Raw genomic sequence first — 18,954 nt, 5'->3', positions numbered from 1 at the left:
CGTGCATGCGTCTGTTGGTGATCGAGGACAACCGCCAGCTGGTGGCCAACCTGTTCGACTATTTCGAGTCGCGCGGGCACGTGCTCGACGTGGCCCCGGATGGCATCACCGGCCTGCACCTGGCCGGCAGCCACCCCTACGATGCGGTGATCCTGGACTGGATGCTGCCGCGCATGGAGGGGCCGGAGGTGCTGCGCCGGTTGCGCGCCGAACATGCGTCGGAGGTGCCGGTGATCATGCTGACCGCGCGTGACGAGCTGCCGGACAAGATCGCCGGTTTCCGCGCCGGGGCCGACGACTACCTGACCAAGCCGTTCGCCCTTCCTGAGCTGGAAGTGCGGCTGGAGGCACTGCTGCTGCGTGCGCAGGGGCGCAACCCGCGCAAACGGCTGCAGGTCGGCGACTTGGTACTGGATCTGGCGACGCTGGAGGTTCAGCGTGAGGGCCAGGTGCTGCACCTGTACCCGGCCTGCCGCAAGCTGCTTGAAGTGCTGATGCGCGCCAGCCCGGGCGCGGTCACCCGCCAGCAGCTGGAGTTCGCGCTCTGGGGCGACGAACCGCCGGATGGCGACCTGCTGCGTTCGCATGTCTACGAGCTGCGCCGCAGTGTGGATGGACCGTTCGCCGAGAAGCTGATCCATACGCTGCCGCGGGTGGGCTATCGGTTGGCGGTGATGGACGGTGCCGACGCCGGCAGGAATGCTGATGAGGGCGCGTAAGCCGGGGCCGCTGTACCGGCGGGTGGTGTGGTGGCTGCTCGGGTACCTGGCACTGCTGTCGATCGCGGTGTTCAGTGTCGGCAACTACGTGCACGAACACGCCGAGCACGCCGCGTGGCGCGCGCTGCTCAATTCCGAACTGGACAGCATCGTCGAGCATGTCGAGCACGAGCCTCATTACCGCTGGCAGGACTCGGACACGCTGAGCCTGTACCGCTTCGACGCGGTCAATCTGCCGGAGAGCCTGCGCACCCTGCATCCGGGGCTGCATGACGGAGTGATGGTCAAGGGCCGCGAGACGGCGGTGATGGTGCGTGAAACCCAGTCGATGGGACGGGTAGCACTGGCGCTGGACATCTCCGATTTCCATGACCTGGAACAGTTCGCCACGCGCTGGGTGATGCTGGCCGGGGTGATCATGATCTTCGTCACCGTGTTGATGGCGTCTTTCGGCATGGAGCGCATGGTGCGCCCGTTGAGCCTGCTGGCCCAGCACATCGGCGCTCTGCGGCCGGGCGTGCAGGGCCAGCGAATCGATGTCGACCCGCGCGGCAGTTCCGAGCTGCACACCATCGCCGATGCGCTGAACGACTACCTCGATCGCAATGAGCAGTTCGTCGAGCGTGAACGGGTCTTCATCAGCACCGCCAGCCACGAACTGCGCACGCCGATCGCGGTGATGACCGGCGCCGCCGAACTGGCGCTGGAGCAACCGGGCCTGCCCGAGCGCGCGCGCCAGCAGATGCAGCGGGTGCTGCGCACGGCGCAGAGCGTGGAGCAGCTGATCGAGCTGCTGCTGGTACTGGCGCGTGATCCGGCGCGCCTGGCCGCGCGTGCCGAGCGCATCGCGCTGGACCAGCTGTTGCCGGAGATTGTCGACGACCATCGCCACCTGCTCGGCGACAAGGACCTGAGCATCGGCATCCAGGCGGCGCCGGTGGATATCGTTGCGCCGATGGCGGTGGTGCAGGCCGCCATCGGCAACCTGCTGCGCAACGCCATCGAGAACAGCGGCCGTGGCCATATCGTGCTGCAGCTGGATTCGTCGGCAGTACTGACCCTGCAGGATCCCGGGCATGGCATGAGCCCGGAGGAGATCGCGGCGATCCACGCGCGCATGGCCCGCGGCGAGCGCGCCGATCGTGGCGGTGGCATCGGCCTGGACCTGATCGCCCGGCTATGCGGCCACCTGGGCTGGACCCTGCAGCTGCAGCCCTGCGAACCGCGCGGAACGCGCGCAACGCTCGACTTCAGTGCCTCGCGCCCCACATGACGGTAGTGCCGGCCGCTGGCCGGCAACCCCGCCTCACTGGGGGTTGGCCGGTCGCGCCACGTGCTGGTCGATCAGGATCACATTGCCATCAGGATCGGCCAGCTGCAGATAGCCCGTGCCCTGGCCATCGGGATCGGTCCGTACTGCCAGTGCGATGCCCTTGGCATCCAGCTCGGCCTGCAGCTCACGCACGTCCTGGAACCGGGGAAGTTCCTGCTTGTGCTGGTCCCAACCGGGGTTGAAGGTCAGCAGGTTGCCCTCGAACATGCCCTGGAACAGTCCGATCACCGTGCCGTTGCTACGCATCACCAGCCAGTTCTGGGCAGGGTCACCGCCGGTGACTGAAAAGCCGAGGGCTTCGTAGAAGGCGCGAGAGGCCGCGAGATCCTTCACCGAGAGGCTGACCGAAAAGGCGCCAAGCTGCATGAGTGGGCTCCCTGAGGGGATGTGGTCGTGGCCGGCACTGCAGCATGACCCGGCGTGAAGACAATGTTAATCTCATCGTGCGCCGCTTTATGCGGCGCTTTTTTTTCCCGCTCTTTCGATCGACAGAGGATCCCATGCCGACCGAACCCGCTACTGCCCTGATCAGCAACGACATCGTTGGCCTGGGCCTGATTGCTGCCACCCTGGCCCTGATCTTCTGGGCCGCCAGTGGTCCGACCCCGTTGCTGAAGAAGATCTTCGCCTGGGTGCCGGCACTGCTGCTGTGCTATTTCATCCCCGCCATCTACAACACCGCCGGTGTCATCGATGGCCACAACACCTCGCTGTACAACCCGGTCGCGCGCGACGTGCTGCTGCCGGCGGCGCTGGTCCTGCTGACACTTTCGATCGACCTGAAGGGCGTCATCAAGCTCGGCCCGAAGCTGCTGCTGGTGTTCTGCGCGGGCACCGCCGGCATCATGCTCGGCGCCATCGTGTCGTTCCAGCTGATGAAGCTGATCCATCCGGAAACCGTGGCCGGTGACACCTGGGCCGGCATGGCCGCGCTGGCCGGCAGCTGGATCGGCGGCGGCGCCAACATGGTCGCCATGCGCGAAGTGTTCGGCACCGATGCCACCACCTTCGGCCAGTTCGCGGTGGTCGACGTGGCCTGCGCCAGCCTGTGGATGGCGATCCTGCTGTTCCTGGCCAACCGCGCGCAGCAGATCGACACCCGCAACGGTGCCGATACCCGTGCCATCGACGAGATGAAGGCACGCATCAGTGCCTACGAGGCACAGAACGCGCGCATTCCCAGCATGACCGACCTGATGGTGATCGTTGGCGTGGCATTGGGTGGTGTCGGCCTGGCCCATGCCATCGCCGCGCCGCTGGCGGGCTGGTTCAAGGCCAATGTCAGCTGGGCCAGCCAGTTCAGCCTCGACAGCCAGTTCGTCTGGGTGATCCTGCTGTCCACCGCAATGGGCCTGGGCCTGAGCTTCACCCGCGCGCGCCGGCTGGAAGCGGCGGGTGCGTCGCGCCTGGGCACGGTGTTCCTGTATTTCCTGATCGCCTGCATCGGCATGCAGATGAACCTGCTGTCGCTGCTGGATCGGCCGTGGCTGTTCCTGCTCGGCGCGATCTGGATGGCCACGCACGTGCTGGTGCTGTGGGTGGTGGCCAAGCTGCTGCGCGCGCCGCTGTTCTTCTTCGCGATCGGTTCGCAGGGCAACATCGGCGCTGCGGCGTCGGCGCCGGTGGTGGCAGCGGCATTCCATCCGACCCTGGCCCCGGTGGGCGTGCTGCTGGGCACGGTCGGTTATGCCACCGGCACCGGGCTGGCGTATGTCACCGGCCTGATGCTGAAGTGGATGGCCGGAGCCTGAGTCCTGAGCTGACGATCATGTTGCGTGTTCACGGTAATTGCCGTGGACACGCTTTCCCCGTGCAGAGCCGAGCCCACGCTCGGCTTTCTTTTTGCCTGCCACCGGATAGATCCACGTCATGCGTGGATGCACTTCATGGGTATCCATGAACAAAGAAAGGACAGATCCGTTTCCCCGCGGAAACGGATCTGCCCCCTGATGCTTCTTGCCGTCACCGGAAATCTGTCGAAGGTGGGGTGGTGTCGGATGGCGGGGTGTCCGCGGCATGGATGCCGCGGCCAAGCCCCCAAGGACGGGTTTACGGCGTCCCCGCCATCCGACACCACCCCGCCAAATTCACGGAAAACCAGAGCCGACGCTTTGGCCGTTGCAGTTGCAGTTGCCTCTGCGGGCGCCGGGCTGTAAGCCCGGCACCCACCTCACTGCTCAACAGCAGCGGCCGCCGTTGCGCCCGCCGTAACGCGCTTCCTGGCGCTCGCGGAAGAACGTCTTGTAGTCCATCGGCTCCTGGTCCGGGTGCTTTTCCAGCATGTGCCGGACGTAATTGTCGTAATCAGGAATGCCACAGCACAGCCGTGCGGTCTGCACCAGGCGCCGCCAGATACGGCGGTGCGCCTGGTACTGGCCGGCGGGAACCAGTTGCGTGCTCATCACAGATCCACCATTTCATGCGGCTTCAGCGCCACGTACGGGGTCTCGCGGTCGGTGCGCTGCGGATTGCGGCGGGCCGCCAGGATGGTCTTGATCGAATACACCAGCACCGCGCCCACCACCAGCAGGAACAGCGCGGTCAGGCCGGTGTTGACGTAGGCGTTGACCACGATCTGCTTCATCTGCGCCACGGACTTGGCCGGTGCGGTGATGGTGTCGCTGGCGAGCGCGGCCTGGAACTTGTGTGCCTGTGCCAGGAAACCCTGCGCCGGATTGCTGTCGAAGATCTTGATGAAGCCGGCGTAGGTGGTGCAGATCAGCAGCCACACCGCCGGTACCGCGGTGACCCAGGCATAGCGGTCACGCTTCATCTTGAACAACACCACCGTGCCCAGCATCAGCGCGATACCGGCCAGCATCTGGTTGGAGATGCCGAACAGCGGCCACAGCGTCTGGATGCCACCGAACGGATCGACCACACCGGTGTACAGCAGGTAGCCCCACAGCGCCACGCAGCCGGCGGTGCCGATGATGTTGGCGGTCCACGATTCGGTCTTCTTCAGGGCCGGCACGAAGTTGCCCAGCAGGTCCTGCAGCATGAAGCGACCGGCGCGGGTGCCGGCGTCCACCGCGGTGAGGATGAACAGTGCTTCGAACAGGATCGCGAAGTGGTACCAGAACGCCATCATCGCGTCGCTGCTGCTGGGGATGGCCTGGTGCAGGATCTGCGCGATGCCCACCGCCAGCGTCGGCGCACCACCGGCGCGGTGCAGGATGGTCGGCTCGCCAATCGCCGCCGCGGTCGCGGTCAGCTGCTCGGGGGTGATGGTGAAGCCCCAGGTGTTGGTGATGTAGTGCGCCGCCGAGGCCGCATCGGCACCGATCACTGCCGCCGGGCTGTTCATCGCGAAGTAGATGCCCGGATCGATGATCGAGGCCGCCACCAGTGCCATCACCGCCACGAACGATTCCATCAGCATGCCGCCGTAGCCGATGTAACGCATGTGCGCTTCATTGGCCAGCAGCTTCGGCGTGGTGCCGGAGGAAATCAGGGCATGGAAGCCGGAGACCGCACCGCAGGCGATCGTGATGAACAGGAACGGGAACATGCCGCCCTTCCACACCGGGCCATCACCGCTGGCGGCGAACTGGGTCAGCGCCGGCATCTTCAGTTCCGGCATCACCACCAGGATGCCGATGGCCAGCGCAATGATGGTGCCGATCTTCAGGAAGGTCGACAGGTAGTCGCGCGGGGCCAGCAGCAGCCACACCGGCAGCACCGAGGCGACGAAGCCGTAACCGATCAGCATCCAGGTGATCTGGGTGCCGGTGAAGGTGAACGCCGGGCCCCACACCGGGTCGGCGGCGACCTTGCCGCCGTACCAGATCGCGGCCAGCAGCAGGATCAGGCCAACCACCGAGATCTCGCCGATCTTGCCGGGGCGGATGTAGCGCATGTACACACCCATCAGGATCGCGATGGGCATCGTCGCGATCACGGTGAACATGCCCCACGGGCTTTCGGCCAGCGCCTTGACCACCACCATCGCCAGCACCGCCAGGATGATGATCATGATCAGGAACGCACCGAACAACGCGATGGTGCCGGGCACCTGGCCCATCTCCTCCCGCACCAGGTCGCCCAGCGAGCGGCCGTTGCGACGGCTGGACAGGAACAGCACCATGAAGTCCTGCACCGCACCGGCCAGTACCACGCCCACCACCAGCCACAGCAGTCCGGGCAGGTAGCCCATCTGCGCGGCCAGCACCGGGCCGACCAGCGGACCGGCGCCGGCGATGGCGGCGAAGTGGTGGCCGAACAGGACGTGCTTGTTGGTCGGCACGTAGTCCAGGCCATCGTTGTTGATCACCGCCGGGGTGGCCCGGGTCGGATCCAGCTGCATCACCTTGTTGGCGATGAACAGGCTGTAGAAGCGGTAGGCGACCAGGTACAGCGAAACCGCCGCGACGACGATCCACAGGGCATTGATGTGTTCGCCGCGGCGCAGCGCCACGGTGCCCAGACAGAACGCGCCGAGCAGAGCGAGTACCGCCCAGCCCAGTTTGGAAAACCCTTTCATGAGGTGCTCTCTCCCGGAAAGACAGTCAAAGAGTCCTGCTTGCCTTCGACAGGGTCAATTGGCACAGGACGAATCTGCGGTAGTACTTTGGTCGTACGCAGGGCGCGCTGACGTGCAGCGAACGTCAGGGATGGAACAATCGGTTGCGGAGCCATCCATTGGCCTACGGCCGTGTGGCGTCCATCTTCAGTGGCATCCATCCAACAGGAGTCGCCATGAGCTTCCCCGAACCGGTCCGCGTGCTGCGCACCATCCGTGGCATGCCCACCTCCGACGGTGCTGGCGTGCGCCTGACCCGCGTCATCGGCGGCCCCACGCTGCCCGACCTGGATCCGTTCCTGCTGCTCGATGAATTCGGTACCGACCGCGCCGAGGACTACATCGCAGGCTTCCCGGAGCATCCGCATCGCGGTTTCGAGACCGTCACCTACATGCTCGACGGGCGCATGCGGCATCGCGACAACCACGGCAACGAAGGCCTGCTGACCCCGGGCAGCGTGCAGTGGATGACCGCTGGCCGTGGCCTGGTGCACTCGGAGATGCCCGAGCAGGAAAGCGGGCAGATGCGCGGGTTCCAGCTGTGGGTGAACCTGCCGGCGAAGGAGAAGATGACCGACCCGAAGTACCAGGAATTCGCACCCGAGCGCATTCCCGTGGTGCACCCGGAGCCGGGTGTGGAGGTGAAGGTGATCGCCGGTACGGTCGGCGGCACCCGCGGCCCGATCGTGCAACCGGCCACCGAGCCGCTTTACCTCGACATCACGTTGGCGCCCGACCGGGCCTGGACCTATACGCTGCCGGAAGGCCACAACGCCTTCGCCTATGTATTCGAAGGAGCGCTGACGGTGGGTGAGCAGGACGCTGCCCGCGATGTCGCGCGCCAGGAACTGGCGGTGCTGGGCGGCGGCGAACAGCTGCATGTTTCGGCCGGCAGCGAAGGCGCGCGGCTGATCCTTGTAGCAGGCCGTCCGCTGCGTGAGCCGGTGATGCGCCACGGCCCGTTCGTGATGAACACGCGGCAGGAACTGATGCAGGCCTTCGTCGATTTCCAGGAAGGCAGGTTCTGACGGGTAGCGCCGGGCCATGCCCGGCGAACGTCCCGCGCGTCGGATCCTGCGGGGATGCTGCCAGGCAGTCATCCCCATCACCGTCAGCGCCCGGCGGCCACGGCCGACGGGGTCAGGCTCATGCCCTGCGCCAGCTGCTGCAGTGAGCCCAGCTCCTGCGCGCTGTCCGGATACAGCGAAATCTGCGCGTAACGCCCTTTGTCGATCTTGACCACGCTGATGCGCCGCTCGGCATACCCCGGCGGTTGCTGGCCGCCCAGGTCGGGCTGGTACCAGTACAGTGATTCACCAGCGAAGCTGCCTTTTTCCTGGCGCAGCGAGCGGCTCAGCGGAATGGCGGGATCACGCGCGCTGAGCATCAGGCTCAGCACTTCGCGACCATCGGTGGTGCTGGCGCGGCAGACCAGGAAATCGGCCTGCACCACTTGCTGCCACTGCAGGCCACTGCTGGCGGGCAGCGAAGGACATTCGGACGGCGCCTGCGCGGCGGCCTGGGCCGCGGCAAACAGCAGGCTCGACAACATGACAGGCACGAACTTCATGCATCCCCCAAGGTGATGAGTTGTTTGGCTCCGCCGGCAGCGCCAGCGGCCATGGCATCCCATCCCCGGATGCCGCCCCATCCGGCATGTGCACGGACGGTCAACTCAACCTTAACGGAACGTGAGCGATCGCACAATTCGCGGTTACAGAAGTAACCATTGCGGCCGAGGGTCGGCCGCAATGGGCGCCGCGTGGATCAGCGGTCGCTGCCGATCCACTTGTAGATGATGCCGCCGATCGCGCCGCCCAGCAGGGGCGCGACCCAGAACAGCCACAGCTGGCCGATTGCGCCGCTGCCGGCGAAGAAGGCCACGGCGGTGGAGCGGGCCGGGTTCACCGAGGTGTTGGTGACCGGGATGCTGATCAGGTGGATCAGGGTCAGCGACAGGCCGATCGCCAGCGGGGCGAAGCCGGCCGGTGCCTTGCCGTGGGTGGCACCCATGATCACGATCAGGAACACCGCGGTCAGCACCACTTCGCACAGGAAGGCCGCTGCCACGCTGTAACCACCGGGCGACAGTGCGCCGTAGCCGTTGCTGGCGAACGCACCGGCCTGGCTGCCATCGATGGCGAAGCCGCTGGCGCCGGAGGCGATCTGCAGCAGGATGAAACCGGCCAGCAGGCCGCCAGCCACCTGGGCGATGATGTACGGGATCAGGTCCTTGGTCGGGAAACGACCGCCGGCCCACAGGCCGACACTGACCGCGGGGTTGAAGTGCGCGCCGGAGATGTGGCCGAACGCATAGGCGCCGGTCACCACGGTCAGGCCGAAGGCCAGGGCCACGCCGAGGAAACCGATACCCAGCGGATTGCCGTCGCCACCGAACTTGGCGGCCAGCACCGCACTGCCACAGCCACCCAGAACCAGCCAGAACGTGCCGAGGAACTCGGCGGACAAGCGTTTACCCATGCTCATGTGTTGCACTCCTTTGACGGTCTAAAGTGTGATTTATGTCACATTTCAGTGATCAGCGGGTGACTGTAGCGTCAACGCCGGGTGCAGGGATACACCTTCGGATGTGTGCAACACGCGATGTTCAGTACTGGGGCAGGGGAATGAACTCCTTGTCGTCGCCCGGAATGGTGCCGAAGCGGCCGGCTTCCCAGTCGTGCTTGGCCTGCTCGATTCGCTCCTTCGAGCTGGACACGAAGTTCCACCACAGGTGCCGCGGGCCATCCAGCGGCTCGCCACCGAACAGCATCGCCTTGACCGGCGTCTTCGCGCGCAGGCGCCCTCGCGCGCCGGCTTCGGGAATTACCAGGTGCTGAGCGGGGATGTCCACGCCATCGAGCTGCGCCTCGCCTTCGAGGATGTACAACGCGCGCTCGCGGTGGCCGTCGTCGATATCGATCTCTGCATCCGGGTCGAGATCGATCGCCACGTTGAGCGTGTCGGCGAACACCTTCACCGGCGATTCCTCGCCATAGGCACGGCCGGCGATCACCCGCAGCCAGGCCCCATTGCGGCGCTGCTCGGGCAGGGTGGCGGCGGCATGGTGGTAGAACGCCGGCTCGATTTCCTCATGCGACTTCGGCAGTGCGACCCAGGTCTGCATGCCATGGATCGGGTTGTCGTGGTCGCGGTCCGGTTGCGGCGTGCGCTCGGAATGGGCGATGCCGCGGCCGGCGGTCATCCAGTTGACGTCGCCGGGACGGATCACCTGGTCCGAGCCCAGCGTGTCGCGGTGGCCGATGGCGCCCGACCACAGGTAGGTGACGGTGGCCAGGCCGATGTGCGGATGCGGGCGCACGTCGATGGCCGTGCCGGGGTGCATGAGTGCCGGGCCCATCTGGTCGACGAACACGAAGGAGCCGATGCTGCGCGCCTGCAGGGTGGGGACGGCGCGACGGACTTCGAGGCCGCCGATGTCGTGCACGCGCGGGGCGATGATGGTGGTCATGCGGGCGTTCTCGCTGGCAGGGATCAGGTGATCAGCATCGCATGCGGCTGTGGCGGGGACATGCCCCGTATGGGTAACAGGTTGTTCCAGCCAACGGCGCAGCCCCTCGTGGCTGTGGGTTGGTCGCTGAAGGCGGAAGGAAAATCAAAAGCCGCGCTTGGCCGGGCGGGTGGGTTGCGCAGGACACGCCGTAAACCCATCCATGGGGGCTCGATGGCGCCATCCATGGCGCCAACGGTCCTGCGCAACCCACCCGCCGACCTCTGACAGTTTCCGTGTGCTGTCCAGCCACGGAGAAGAAAAAAGAAAATCAAAATCAAACGCCGGTCGCTTCGCTCCTGGTGGCAACCAAGGTAGCCACCCATCAGTTCGCAGTAGCCATCAACCAGATTCGCGGTTCACCGACCGTCACCGGGAAGCTGTCAGGGGTGGGGCGGTGTGGGTGGGCAGGACCGTTGGCGCCATGGATGGCGCCATCGAGCCCCCAGGGACGGGTTTACGGCGTGTCCTGCCCACCCACACCGCCCCGCCCACCAAACAGAAAAGCCAGAGCCGCTTTGGCTCTGGCTTCTGCTTTAGAACTTGACGTTGCCTCTGCGGGTGCCGGGCCGCAGGCCCGGCCGATCAAACCACCGGTTCGCGCAGGATGGGATTGTCCCAGCCCGGGCGCGGCGCGAAGCGGTCGCCGTGGCGCTGCTGCAATGCCTTCAAACGCTCGACGATCGCATCAGCACCCACCGCACGGATGTGCTGGATCGGGCCGCCGCGGAACGGTGCGAAACCGGTGCCGAAGATCACGCCGGCATCCAGCAGGTCTGCATCGGCCACCACGCCTTCGTGCAGGCAGGCCACCGCCTCGTTCAACAGCGGCAGGATCAGGCGGTCCTCCAGGTCGGCCGGGGCCTGGTAGTCGCTGGCAACGTCCGGCTTCTTCGGCTTGCCGTTCTCCCAGGTGTAGATGCCCTGGCCATCCTTCTTGCCGCGCTTGTCCGGCTCCACGGTCTGCAGCGCGGCCGGAATCTGCAGGCCCAGGAACGGTGCCAGTTCGCGGCCGACGCCGGCGGCCACGTCCAGGCCCACGGTGTCGATCAGTTCGATCGGGCCCATCGGCATGCCGAACTTCACGGCGGCCTTGTCGATCACCGGGCCCGGGATGCCTTCGGCGTAGGCAGTGGCAGCTTCCAGCATGTACGGGAACAGCACGCGGTTGACCAGGAAGCCCGGGCTGCCGGCCACCGGCACCGGGAACTTGCCCAGCGCCTTGCAGAACGCGGCCAGGCGGCGCTCGGTCTCCGGCGCCATGCCGTCGTGATGGATGATCTCCACCAACGGCATCTGTGCCACCGGGTTGAAGTAGTGCAGGCCGGCGAACTGTGCCGGGCGCTGGATGTGGTCGCGCAGCTCCACCAGCGGAATCGACGAGGTGTTGGTGGTCAGCAGCGCATCCAGCTTCATCTTCGGCTCGAGCGTCTGGTACAGCGCACGCTTGGCTTCGGGGTTCTCGATGATCGCCTCGATCACCAGGTCGGCCTCGGCCACGCCATTGCCTTCCAGGTCGGCACGCAGGCGCGCGGCCACGGCGGGGCGTTTGCTCTCGTCGCGCACCTTCTTGGCGAACAGCGCCTGTGCGCGTTCCATGGCCGGGTCGATGAAGCGCTGCTCGCGGTCCTGCAGGGTTACCTCGAAGCCCTTGTACGCGGCCCATGCGGCGATGTCACCGCCCATCACGCCGGCACCGACCACGTGCACGTGGCGGATGCCGGAATCACCACCGCCGAGGCCCTTCAGGCGCTCGGTCAGGAAGAAGATACGGATCAGGTTGCGCGCGGTCGGCGTGCTGGCCAGCTTCACCACGGCCCGCCGCTCGGCGTCCAGGCGGGCCTGGATCGGCTTGCCACCGCTGCGCTGCCAGGTGCTGATCAATGCATACGGCGCCGGGTACTGGTCCTTCTTGGCCTTGCGTGCGACCTGCTTGACCATCTGTGGCGCCAGCAGCGTGCGTGCCAGCCAGGTGTTGGTGGCCCAGGCCGTCGCGCGCTGCTTGAACGGGCGCGTGGTGCCGGACAGCGCCAGCGCCACGGCAGTGTCGAGCACCACCGCCGGTGCCACCACCTTGTCGACCAGGCCGATGCCACGCGCGGCCGAGGCCGACAGGGTGCGGCCGGTCAGCATCATGTCCATCGCCGCCGGGGCGCCGACCAGCTGCGGCAGGCGCGCGCTGCCGCCCCAGCCCGGGAAGATGCCCAGCTGGGTTTCCGGCAGGCCGATGCGGGTGCTGCTGTCATTGGAGGCCACGCGGTAGCGGCAAGCCAGGGCAAGCTCGGTGCCGCCGCCGAGGCAGTGGCCGTGGATGGCCGCCACGGTCGGGCAGGGCAGCTCGGCCAGCTTCTGGTAGGTGGCCTGGCCACGCCGGATGGCGTCGTTGACGGTGCCGCGACGATCGAATTCCTGGAACTCCTTCAGGTCGGCACCGGCAATGAAGCCGGCCTTCTTCAGCGACTGGATCACCACGCCCTTGGGCGGGTCCAGCGCGATGCGCTCGAGCAGGTCGCCCAGTTCCAGCAGCACATCCTGCGACATCGCGTTGACGCTGCTGTCCTGACGATCCAGGGAGAGAACCACCACGCCGTCGTCGCGGATCTCGGGGTGCCAGTGGCTGAAGCGGAGACCATCGAAGCCTGAGAGCATGGACGTTCCATCCGGTTGTGTATGGAGAAGCGGCTATGATCCAGAGGTTGTTTCCCCCGCGTCAAATCCCAATAGCAGGGGAGTGGCGACCCCGGATCCATGGCCGTGGACCGGGACGCTAACGGAACGGTGGTTAAAAGCTGGTGCGGCGCCAGGTGATCGGCGACTGAACTTTTCCCGGGATTGGCAGTCTCATTGCCCGACGTCGGTTGGGCTGACAGGAGTGCGGCCCCTCATGGCCGATGTTGATACACCTCAGGAGCTGGATCTGGAACTGGTCCGGCGCGTGCAGCACGGCGAGAGTGCCGCATTCGATGTCCTGGTGCGCAAGTACCAGCATCGGGTCGTGGCCCTGGTCGGTCGCTACATCGCCGACTGGAGCGAATGTCAGGACGTCGCCCAGGACACTTTCATCCGTGCCTACCGCGCGATCGGAAGTTTCCGTGGCGATGCCCAGTTCTCAACCTGGTTGCATCGAATCGCCGTGAATACCGCCAAAAACTACCTGGCTTCACACAATCGCCGTCCGCCGACCGACGACATCGACATCGGCGACGCCGAGCAGTTCGACAGCGGTACCCGCCTGCGGGACACCGATACGCCCGAGCGCGAATTGATGCGCCAGGAGCTGGAACAGACGGTCATGAAGGCCGTCAACGCGCTGCCGGAAGAACTCCGGTCGGCGATCACCCTGCGCGAGGTGGAAGGCCTGAGCTACGAGGATATCGCGCAGAAGATGGGGTGCCCGATCGGCACCGTGCGGTCACGGATTTTCCGGGCGCGCGAGGCGATCGACACCGAACTCCGGCCGCTGTTGGACATCGGCAGCGCCACCCGTGAGAAGAGCCGCGTATGACCAGTAATCCGTTCAACGAATCGCAGAACCATCAATCGCCCGCCGGGCAGCGCCTGGACCAGCGCCATCGCGAACAGCTGTCGGCCCTGGTCGATGGCGAGCTGGGCGCTGATGAAGCGCGCTTCCTGCTGCGCCGGATGGAGCACGACCCCGAACTGGCCGGCTGCCAGGAGCGTTGGCAGCTGCTGGGCGACGTGATGCGCGGGCAGGCCTCGGTGCTGGCACCGGCCGGTTTCAGCGCCGCCGTGGCCGCTGCTGTTGCCGCCGAGCCCGCGCCGCAGCCCGAGCCCCGTCGCCAGGTACGCCGCAGTGGCTGGCGGGCTTGGGGGGGCGGTGCCGCACTGGCCGCCTCGGTGGCGGCCGTGGCGCTGTTCATGGGCGGCGAGAAGCTGCAGGAGGCCACACCGGGCGAGCCGCTGGCCCCCCAGGTGATTGCCAGCGAGGCCCAGCTGGCGCCGGCACCGAGCCGCCCGGTGACGGTCACCGAAGCATCGGTGGATACCGCGGCAGTGGCCGTTGCGGCTGCGCCGGCCGTGGCGATGGCTGCCGCCAGCCGCCGCCAGGACGCCCGCCGCGCCAGTGCCACCCGCAGCCAGCAGGCTGCGCGTGCCGCCCAGCGTGACGATGTGCCGCTGCGCGCCGTGGCTTCCGCGCAGGCACCGTTGACTCCGACCGTGCCCGCCAGCGCCAACCGCAACCTGCCGTTCGGTGAGGTCGGTGGGTTGCAGGCCCGGCCGTGGCCGCGCTCCAGCCTGGCGCCCGCCGCCGGTGGCGCGCTCAATGCCAGCTTCCCGGCTCACGCCGGTGGTGCGGCGTTCTACCCATTCGAGCCGCGCCTGCAGGACGACCTGCCGGTGCCGCCGCGCCCGCGCGACTGAGCCGGGCGCCTTCACGCCCCGCCGTCGGCGGGGCCCGTATTCCTTTTTCCATCCGACCCGGAGGTTGCCGTCCGATGACTCCCCGACTCCGCACGCAGGCCATTGGCCTGCTGGCCCTGACCCTTCCCCTGATGGCCTGTGCCCAGGCGCCGGCGCCTGCCGCCCAGCCCCAGCCAGCGCCGGCCGCAGCGCCGCGGGTACCCGCACAGCCGCTCGTCAGCGGCCTGCCCGACTTCACCAACCTGGTCGAACAGGTCGGCCCGGGCGTGGTCAACGTCGACACCACCATCGTCCGCAACAACCGCCAGGCCTCGCGGGGCCCGATGGGCGGTGACGATGACATGCCGGAGTTCTTCCGCCGCTTCTTCGGACCGGATTTCCCGATGCCGGGGCAGGGCCCTGGCGGCCCGGACGGTGGCCCCAGCATCAAGGGCCGCGGCATGGGCTCGGGCTTCATCATTTCCCCCGATGGCTATGTGCTGACCAACTACCACGTGGTGGCCGACGCCAGTGAGGTGAAGGTCAAGCTGGGCGACAGCCGCGAGTTCACCGCCAAGGTGGTGGGCAGTGACCAGCAGTACGACGTGGCCCTGCTGAAGATCGACGGCAAGAACCTGCCGACCGTGCGCGTGGGCGACTCCAACACCCTGAAGCCGGGCCAGTGGGTTGTCGCGATCGGTTCGCCGTTCGGCCTCGACCACTCGGTCACGGCCGGTATCGTCAGCGCGCTGGGCCGCAGCACCGGCGGTGCCGATCAGCGCTACGTGCCGTTCATCCAGACCGACGTGGCGATCAACCAGGGCAATTCCGGTGGACCGCTGCTCAATACCCGCGGCGAAGTGGTCGGCATCAACTCGCAGATCTTCTCCGCCTCCGGCGGCTACATGGGCATCAGCTTCGCGATCCCGATCGACCTGGCGATGAGTGCGGTCGAGCAGATCAAGAAGAGCGGCAAGGTCACCCGAGGCCAGCTCGGCGCGGTGGTCGAGCCGATCGATTCGCTGAAGGCGCAGGGCCTGGGCCTGCCGGACAGCCGTGGCGCCCTGGTCAACCAGATCGTGGCCGGCAGTGCAGCCGCCAAGGCCGGTGTGCAGGTGGGCGATGTCATCCGCTCGGTCAACGGCAGCGCGGTCAACAGCTGGTCCGACCTGCCGCCGCTGATCGGTGCGATGGCGCCGGGCAGCAAGGTGAACCTGGTGGTGTACCGCGACGGCAAGCCGCATGAGCTCAGTGCCACGCTGACCGCGCTGAGCGAAGACGGGCAGGCCAGTGCCCGCGGGCCGGCGACCGGCAATGCAGAGGCGGCTCCGCAGACCGGCGCCAATGCCCTGCTGGGGCTGGACGTCAGCGATCTGAATGCGGCCCAGCGCAAGCAGTTCGGGCTCAACGGCAACGAAGGCGTGCGCATCACCGGGGTCAAGGGCCAGGCAGCGCGGGATGCCGGCCTGTCGCCGGGCATGGTGATCCTGCAGGTCGGCCGCGTTGCGGTCGGCAGCGTGGATGCCCTGAACCGGGCGCTGTCCAGCTTCAAGAAGGGCGACGTGGTGATGCTGCTGGTCCGCACGGCCAATGGCAACAGCGCCTTCGTGGCGGTCAAGGCCGGCCAGTAAGGCCTGCCGGGGCCGCTCCGGCGGCCCCCTGCGTTTCTCCCCGAAGCCCCGCCCCGGCGGGGCTTCGGTCGTTCCGGGCCGGTGTCCGGCAGCCGGTTTTCGCGGCCGGGCGCTGGGCGTGCGATAATCGACCGTTACCCTGACGACGCCGCGCGCCGCCGCCACCTATGTCTTCTGATTCGATGCGGAACATCCGCAACTTCTCCATCATCGCCCATGTCGACCACGGCAAGTCCACGTTGGCCGACCGCATCATCCAGCTCTGCGGTGGCCTGCAGGCCCGCGAGATGGAAGCGCAGGTGCTCGATTCCAATCCGATCGAGCGCGAGCGTGGCATCACGATCAAGGCGCAGTCGGTGTCGCTGCCGTACCTGGCCAAGGACGGGCAGACCTACCACCTGAACTTCATCGACACGCCCGGCCACGTCGACTTCTCCTATGAAGTCAGCCGTTCGCTGGCCGCCTGCGAAGGTGCTCTGCTGGTGGTCGATGCCGCCCAGGGCGTGGAAGCGCAGTCGGTGGCCAACTGTTACACCGCCGTGGAGCAGGGCCTGGAAGTGGTGCCGGTGATCAACAAGATCGACCTGCCCACCGCCGACATCGAGCGTGCCAAGGCCGAGATCGAGGCCGTGATCGGCATCGACGCCTCCGACGCCGTGCCGGTCAGCGCCAAGACCGGCCTGAACGTGCAGGACGTGCTGGAAGCGATCGTGCACCGCATCCCGCCGCCGACGCCGCGCGATACCGAGAAGCTGCAGGCGCTGATCATCGATTCCTGGTTCGACAACTACCTGGGCGTGGTCTCGCTGGTGCGCGTGATGCAGGGCGAGATCAAGGCCGGCGACAAGCTGCAGGTGATGTCGACCGGCCGCAATCACCAGGTCGACAACGTCGGCGTGTTCACCCCGAAGCGCAAGGTGCTGCCGGCGTTGAAGGCCGGTGAAGTGGGTTGGGTGACCGCCAGCATCAAGGACGTGCACGGCGCCCCGGTCGGCGACACCCTGACCCTGGCTGGCGACCCGGCGCCGAAGCCGCTGCCGGGCTTCCAGGAAATGCAGCCGCGCGTGTTCGCCGGCCTGTTCCCGGTCGATGCCGAGGACTACCCGGACCTGCGCGAAGCGCTGGACAAGCTGCGTCTGAACGATGCCGCGCTGCGTTTCGAGCCGGAGAGCTCCGAGGCGATGGGCTTCGGCTTCCGCTGCGGCTTCCTCGGCATGTTGCACATGGAAATCGTGCAGGAACGCCTGGAGCGCGAATACAACCTTGACCTGATCAGCACCGCGCCGACGGTGGTGTATGAGGTCCTGAAGACCGATGGCTCGATCATCAACATGGACAACCCGGCCAAGCTGCCGCCGGTGAACCAGGTCGAAGAGATCCGTGAGCCGATCATCCGTGCCAACGTGCTCACCCCCGAGGAGTACATCGGCAACATCATCAAGCTGTGCGAGGAAAAGCGCGGCAGCCAGATCGGCATCAACTACCTGGGCAGCCAGGTGCAGATCAGTTATGAGCTGCCGATGGCCGAGGTGGTCCTGGACTTCTTCGACAAGCTGAAGTCGGTCAGCCGTGGCTATGCCTCGCTGGACTATCACTTCGTGCGCTTCGACGCGGGCCCGTTCGTGCGCGTGGACGTGCTGATCAACGGCGACAAGGTCGATGCGCTGTCGCTGATCGTGCACCGCAGCCATGCCGATCGCCGCGGCCGCGAGCTGTGCGAGAAGATGAAGGACCTGATCCCGCGCCAGATGTTCGACGTGGCCATCCAGGCCGCGGTCGGCTCGCAGATCATCGCCCGTACCACGGTCAAGGCGATGCGCAAGAACGTGCTGGCCAAGTGCTATGGTGGCGACGTTTCGCGCAAGAAGAAGCTTCTGGAAAAGCAGAAGGAAGGCAAGAAGCGCATGAAGCAGGTCGGCCGCGTGGAGATTCCGCAGGAAGCGTTCCTGGCCGTGCTGCAGATGGACAACAAGTAAGCCCGCACCGGCCCTTCTGGGCCGGTCGTCTGGTGACGTTGCAAAGGACCCTGAATGAAACTGTTTGAGATCCTCCTGGTCGTGCTGACCCTGGCCTCGGGCCTGATCCTGCTCGCGGACAAGCTGTATCTCGCCAAGCGTCGCGCCCAGCGCGCGGGCCTGCTCGATTCCGAGCCGGTGCTGGTGGATTACTCGCGCGCGTTCTTCCCGGTGCTGGCGATCGTGCTGGTCGTGCGCAGTTTCATCGCCGAGCCGTACAAGATCCCGTCCAGCTCGATGATGCCGAACCTGCTGATCGGCGATTTCATCCTCGTCAACAAGTTCTCCTACGGCCTGCGCCTGCCGATCAGCAACACCAAGATCGTGCCGTTCGGCGAGCCGTCGCGCGGCGACGTGGTGGTGTTCCACTTCCCCGGCCACAGCGACAACGACCCGGCCAAGGGCGAGAACTTCATCAAGCGCGTGATCGGCGTGCCAGGTGACACCGTGGTCTTTGAAGGCGACGGCGTGATCCTCAACGGCGAGCCGCTGAAGTACGACAACAAGGGCATCTATGCCGGCCACAAGGGCCAGGGCGAGGGCGCCAACCTGCTGGTCGAGCACCTTCCCGGTCGTACCCACACCGTGCTGGAGACCGACTATCCGCGCGGCCAGGGCCAGTGGACCGTGCCGGCCGGCAGGTACCTGGTGATGGGCGACAACCGTGACAACAGCGACGATGGCCGTTTCTGGGGGCTGCTGCCGGAAGAAAACCTGCGCGGCAAGGCCTTCCTGATCTGGCTGAACTGCCAGGGCTGGTTCTGCAAGGATGGCTTCGAGCCGTCGCGGATCGGCTCGAGCATCAACTGATCAGGCATCAACCGAGTATTTTCACATCCAACGCGTATCTGGGGAGAACGC

At 66.6% G+C, this 18,954-nt stretch carries 16 protein-coding genes; 9 read left to right on the top strand and 7 right to left on the bottom strand.

Annotated elements, in window-relative coordinates:
• Positions 1–5 precede the first annotated feature (5 nt).
• Together ACYKG1_RS15670 and ACYKG1_RS15665 are read left to right on the top strand one after the other, a co-directional pair.
• Positions 6–719, top strand: a complete 714-nt coding sequence (locus ACYKG1_RS15670) for a response regulator transcription factor (protein ID WP_100473580.1) — start codon at positions 6–8, stop codon at positions 717–719.
• Positions 706–1,992 carry a sensor histidine kinase gene (locus ACYKG1_RS15665; RefSeq protein ID WP_100473579.1) on the top strand — a complete coding sequence of 429 codons (1,287 nt, stop codon included), beginning with the start codon at positions 706–708 and terminating at the stop codon, positions 1,990–1,992. Before ACYKG1_RS15670 ends, ACYKG1_RS15665 begins: the two co-directional genes overlap by 14 nt.
• 33 nt (positions 1,993–2,025) lie before the next feature.
• On the opposite strand, the gene ACYKG1_RS15660 is transcribed toward ACYKG1_RS15665, so the two are convergent.
• Positions 2,026–2,418 carry a VOC family protein gene (locus tag ACYKG1_RS15660; protein ID WP_478470870.1) on the bottom strand — a complete coding sequence of 131 codons (393 nt, stop codon included), beginning with the start codon at positions 2,416–2,418 and terminating at the stop codon, positions 2,026–2,028.
• Between the two features lie 134 nt (positions 2,419–2,552).
• On the opposite strand from ACYKG1_RS15660, the gene ACYKG1_RS15655 reads away from it, so the two are divergent.
• The gene (locus ACYKG1_RS15655) at positions 2,553–3,803 is read left to right on the top strand and encodes a DUF819 family protein (RefSeq protein WP_262227514.1); all 1,251 of its coding nucleotides are present in this window, start codon (positions 2,553–2,555) and stop codon (positions 3,801–3,803) included.
• 426 nt (positions 3,804–4,229) lie between these two features.
• On the opposite strand, the gene ACYKG1_RS15650 is transcribed toward ACYKG1_RS15655, so the two are convergent.
• Together ACYKG1_RS15650 and ACYKG1_RS15645 are read right to left on the bottom strand one after the other, a co-directional pair.
• Positions 4,230–4,454 carry a YbdD/YjiX family protein gene (locus ACYKG1_RS15650; RefSeq protein ID WP_005410613.1) on the bottom strand — a complete coding sequence of 75 codons (225 nt, stop codon included), beginning with the start codon at positions 4,452–4,454 and terminating at the stop codon, positions 4,230–4,232.
• A complete protein-coding gene (locus tag ACYKG1_RS15645; RefSeq protein WP_088026772.1) occupies positions 4,454–6,535 on the bottom strand; it encodes a carbon starvation CstA family protein in 2,082 nt (693 codons plus the stop codon). The genes ACYKG1_RS15650 and ACYKG1_RS15645 overlap by 1 nt, the downstream gene beginning before the upstream one ends.
• Positions 6,536–6,750: 215 nt before the next feature.
• On the opposite strand from ACYKG1_RS15645, the gene ACYKG1_RS15640 reads away from it, so the two are divergent.
• On the top strand, positions 6,751–7,602 hold the full coding sequence (locus tag ACYKG1_RS15640) for a pirin family protein (protein WP_100473575.1): 852 nt from the start codon (positions 6,751–6,753) through the stop codon (positions 7,600–7,602).
• An 83-nt stretch (positions 7,603–7,685) separates the two neighbouring features.
• Here ACYKG1_RS15640 and ACYKG1_RS15635 read toward each other — a convergent pair whose 3' ends face one another.
• The 4 genes from ACYKG1_RS15635 to ACYKG1_RS15620 form a co-directional block, all read right to left on the bottom strand.
• On the bottom strand, positions 7,686–8,144 hold the full coding sequence (locus ACYKG1_RS15635; protein WP_100473574.1) for a hypothetical protein: 459 nt from the start codon (positions 8,142–8,144) through the stop codon (positions 7,686–7,688).
• Between the two features lie 197 nt (positions 8,145–8,341).
• On the bottom strand, positions 8,342–9,061 hold the full coding sequence (gene aqpZ, locus ACYKG1_RS15630; RefSeq protein WP_100473573.1) for an aquaporin Z: 720 nt from the start codon (positions 9,059–9,061) through the stop codon (positions 8,342–8,344).
• Positions 9,062–9,182: 121 nt separating this feature from the next.
• A complete protein-coding gene (locus tag ACYKG1_RS15625; RefSeq protein WP_049427674.1) occupies positions 9,183–10,046 on the bottom strand; it encodes a pirin family protein in 864 nt (287 codons plus the stop codon).
• A 624-nt stretch (positions 10,047–10,670) separates the two neighbouring features.
• Positions 10,671–12,734, bottom strand: a complete 2,064-nt coding sequence (locus ACYKG1_RS15620; protein WP_262082820.1) for a 3-hydroxyacyl-CoA dehydrogenase NAD-binding domain-containing protein — start codon at positions 12,732–12,734, stop codon at positions 10,671–10,673.
• Positions 12,735–12,969: 235 nt separating this feature from the next.
• On the opposite strand from ACYKG1_RS15620, the gene rpoE reads away from it, so the two are divergent.
• From rpoE to lepB, 5 genes are all read left to right on the top strand, one after another.
• Complete coding sequence (gene rpoE / locus ACYKG1_RS15615) at positions 12,970–13,590, top strand: RNA polymerase sigma factor RpoE (RefSeq protein ID WP_014038091.1); 621 nt, start codon at positions 12,970–12,972, stop codon at positions 13,588–13,590.
• Entirely contained in the window at positions 13,587–14,468 is an 882-nt protein-coding gene (locus ACYKG1_RS15610) for a sigma-E factor negative regulatory protein (protein WP_100473571.1), read from the top strand. The genes rpoE and ACYKG1_RS15610 overlap by 4 nt, the downstream gene beginning before the upstream one ends.
• A 74-nt stretch (positions 14,469–14,542) precedes the next feature.
• Positions 14,543–16,078, top strand: coding sequence for a DegQ family serine endoprotease (locus ACYKG1_RS15605; RefSeq protein ID WP_262082819.1), 1,536 nt, complete (start codon positions 14,543–14,545; stop codon positions 16,076–16,078).
• A gap of 182 nt (positions 16,079–16,260) precedes the next feature.
• Positions 16,261–18,054 (top strand): translation elongation factor 4, encoded by a 1,794-nt coding sequence (gene lepA, locus ACYKG1_RS15600; protein WP_162292096.1) that lies wholly within the window; start codon positions 16,261–16,263, stop codon positions 18,052–18,054.
• Positions 18,055–18,108: 54 nt separating this feature from the next.
• Entirely contained in the window at positions 18,109–18,903 is a 795-nt protein-coding gene (gene lepB, locus ACYKG1_RS15595; protein ID WP_100473568.1) for a signal peptidase I, read from the top strand.
• Positions 18,904–18,954: the final 51 nt, after the last annotated feature.

Source organism: Stenotrophomonas sp. 85239_Sma (assembly GCF_056481725.1).
The sequence above is the reverse complement of the archived record's forward strand: the minus strand, read 5'-3'. Positions and strand labels throughout refer to the sequence as shown.

Coding starts and splice junctions, on each gene's coding strand:
- aqpZ (WP_100473573.1), bottom strand. CDS start 9,061: ATGAGCATGGGTAAACGCTTGTCCGCCGAGTTCCTCGGCACGTTCTGG.
- ACYKG1_RS15620 (WP_262082820.1), bottom strand. CDS start 12,734: ATGCTCTCAGGCTTCGATGGTCTCCGCTTCAGCCACTGGCACCCCGAG.
- ACYKG1_RS15665 (WP_100473579.1), top strand. CDS start 706: ATGAGGGCGCGTAAGCCGGGGCCGCTGTACCGGCGGGTGGTGTGGTGG.
- ACYKG1_RS15650 (WP_005410613.1), bottom strand. CDS start 4,454: ATGAGCACGCAACTGGTTCCCGCCGGCCAGTACCAGGCGCACCGCCGT.
- ACYKG1_RS15640 (WP_100473575.1), top strand. CDS start 6,751: ATGAGCTTCCCCGAACCGGTCCGCGTGCTGCGCACCATCCGTGGCATG.
- ACYKG1_RS15660 (WP_478470870.1), bottom strand. CDS start 2,418: ATGCAGCTTGGCGCCTTTTCGGTCAGCCTCTCGGTGAAGGATCTCGCG.
- ACYKG1_RS15625 (WP_049427674.1), bottom strand. CDS start 10,046: ATGACCACCATCATCGCCCCGCGCGTGCACGACATCGGCGGCCTCGAA.
- ACYKG1_RS15635 (WP_100473574.1), bottom strand. CDS start 8,144: ATGAAGTTCGTGCCTGTCATGTTGTCGAGCCTGCTGTTTGCCGCGGCC.
- ACYKG1_RS15655 (WP_262227514.1), top strand. CDS start 2,553: ATGCCGACCGAACCCGCTACTGCCCTGATCAGCAACGACATCGTTGGC.
- lepB (WP_100473568.1), top strand. CDS start 18,109: ATGAAACTGTTTGAGATCCTCCTGGTCGTGCTGACCCTGGCCTCGGGC.
- rpoE (WP_014038091.1), top strand. CDS start 12,970: ATGGCCGATGTTGATACACCTCAGGAGCTGGATCTGGAACTGGTCCGG.
- lepA (WP_162292096.1), top strand. CDS start 16,261: ATGCGGAACATCCGCAACTTCTCCATCATCGCCCATGTCGACCACGGC.
- ACYKG1_RS15610 (WP_100473571.1), top strand. CDS start 13,587: ATGACCAGTAATCCGTTCAACGAATCGCAGAACCATCAATCGCCCGCC.
- ACYKG1_RS15645 (WP_088026772.1), bottom strand. CDS start 6,535: ATGAAAGGGTTTTCCAAACTGGGCTGGGCGGTACTCGCTCTGCTCGGC.
- ACYKG1_RS15670 (WP_100473580.1), top strand. CDS start 6: ATGCGTCTGTTGGTGATCGAGGACAACCGCCAGCTGGTGGCCAACCTG.
- ACYKG1_RS15605 (WP_262082819.1), top strand. CDS start 14,543: ATGACTCCCCGACTCCGCACGCAGGCCATTGGCCTGCTGGCCCTGACC.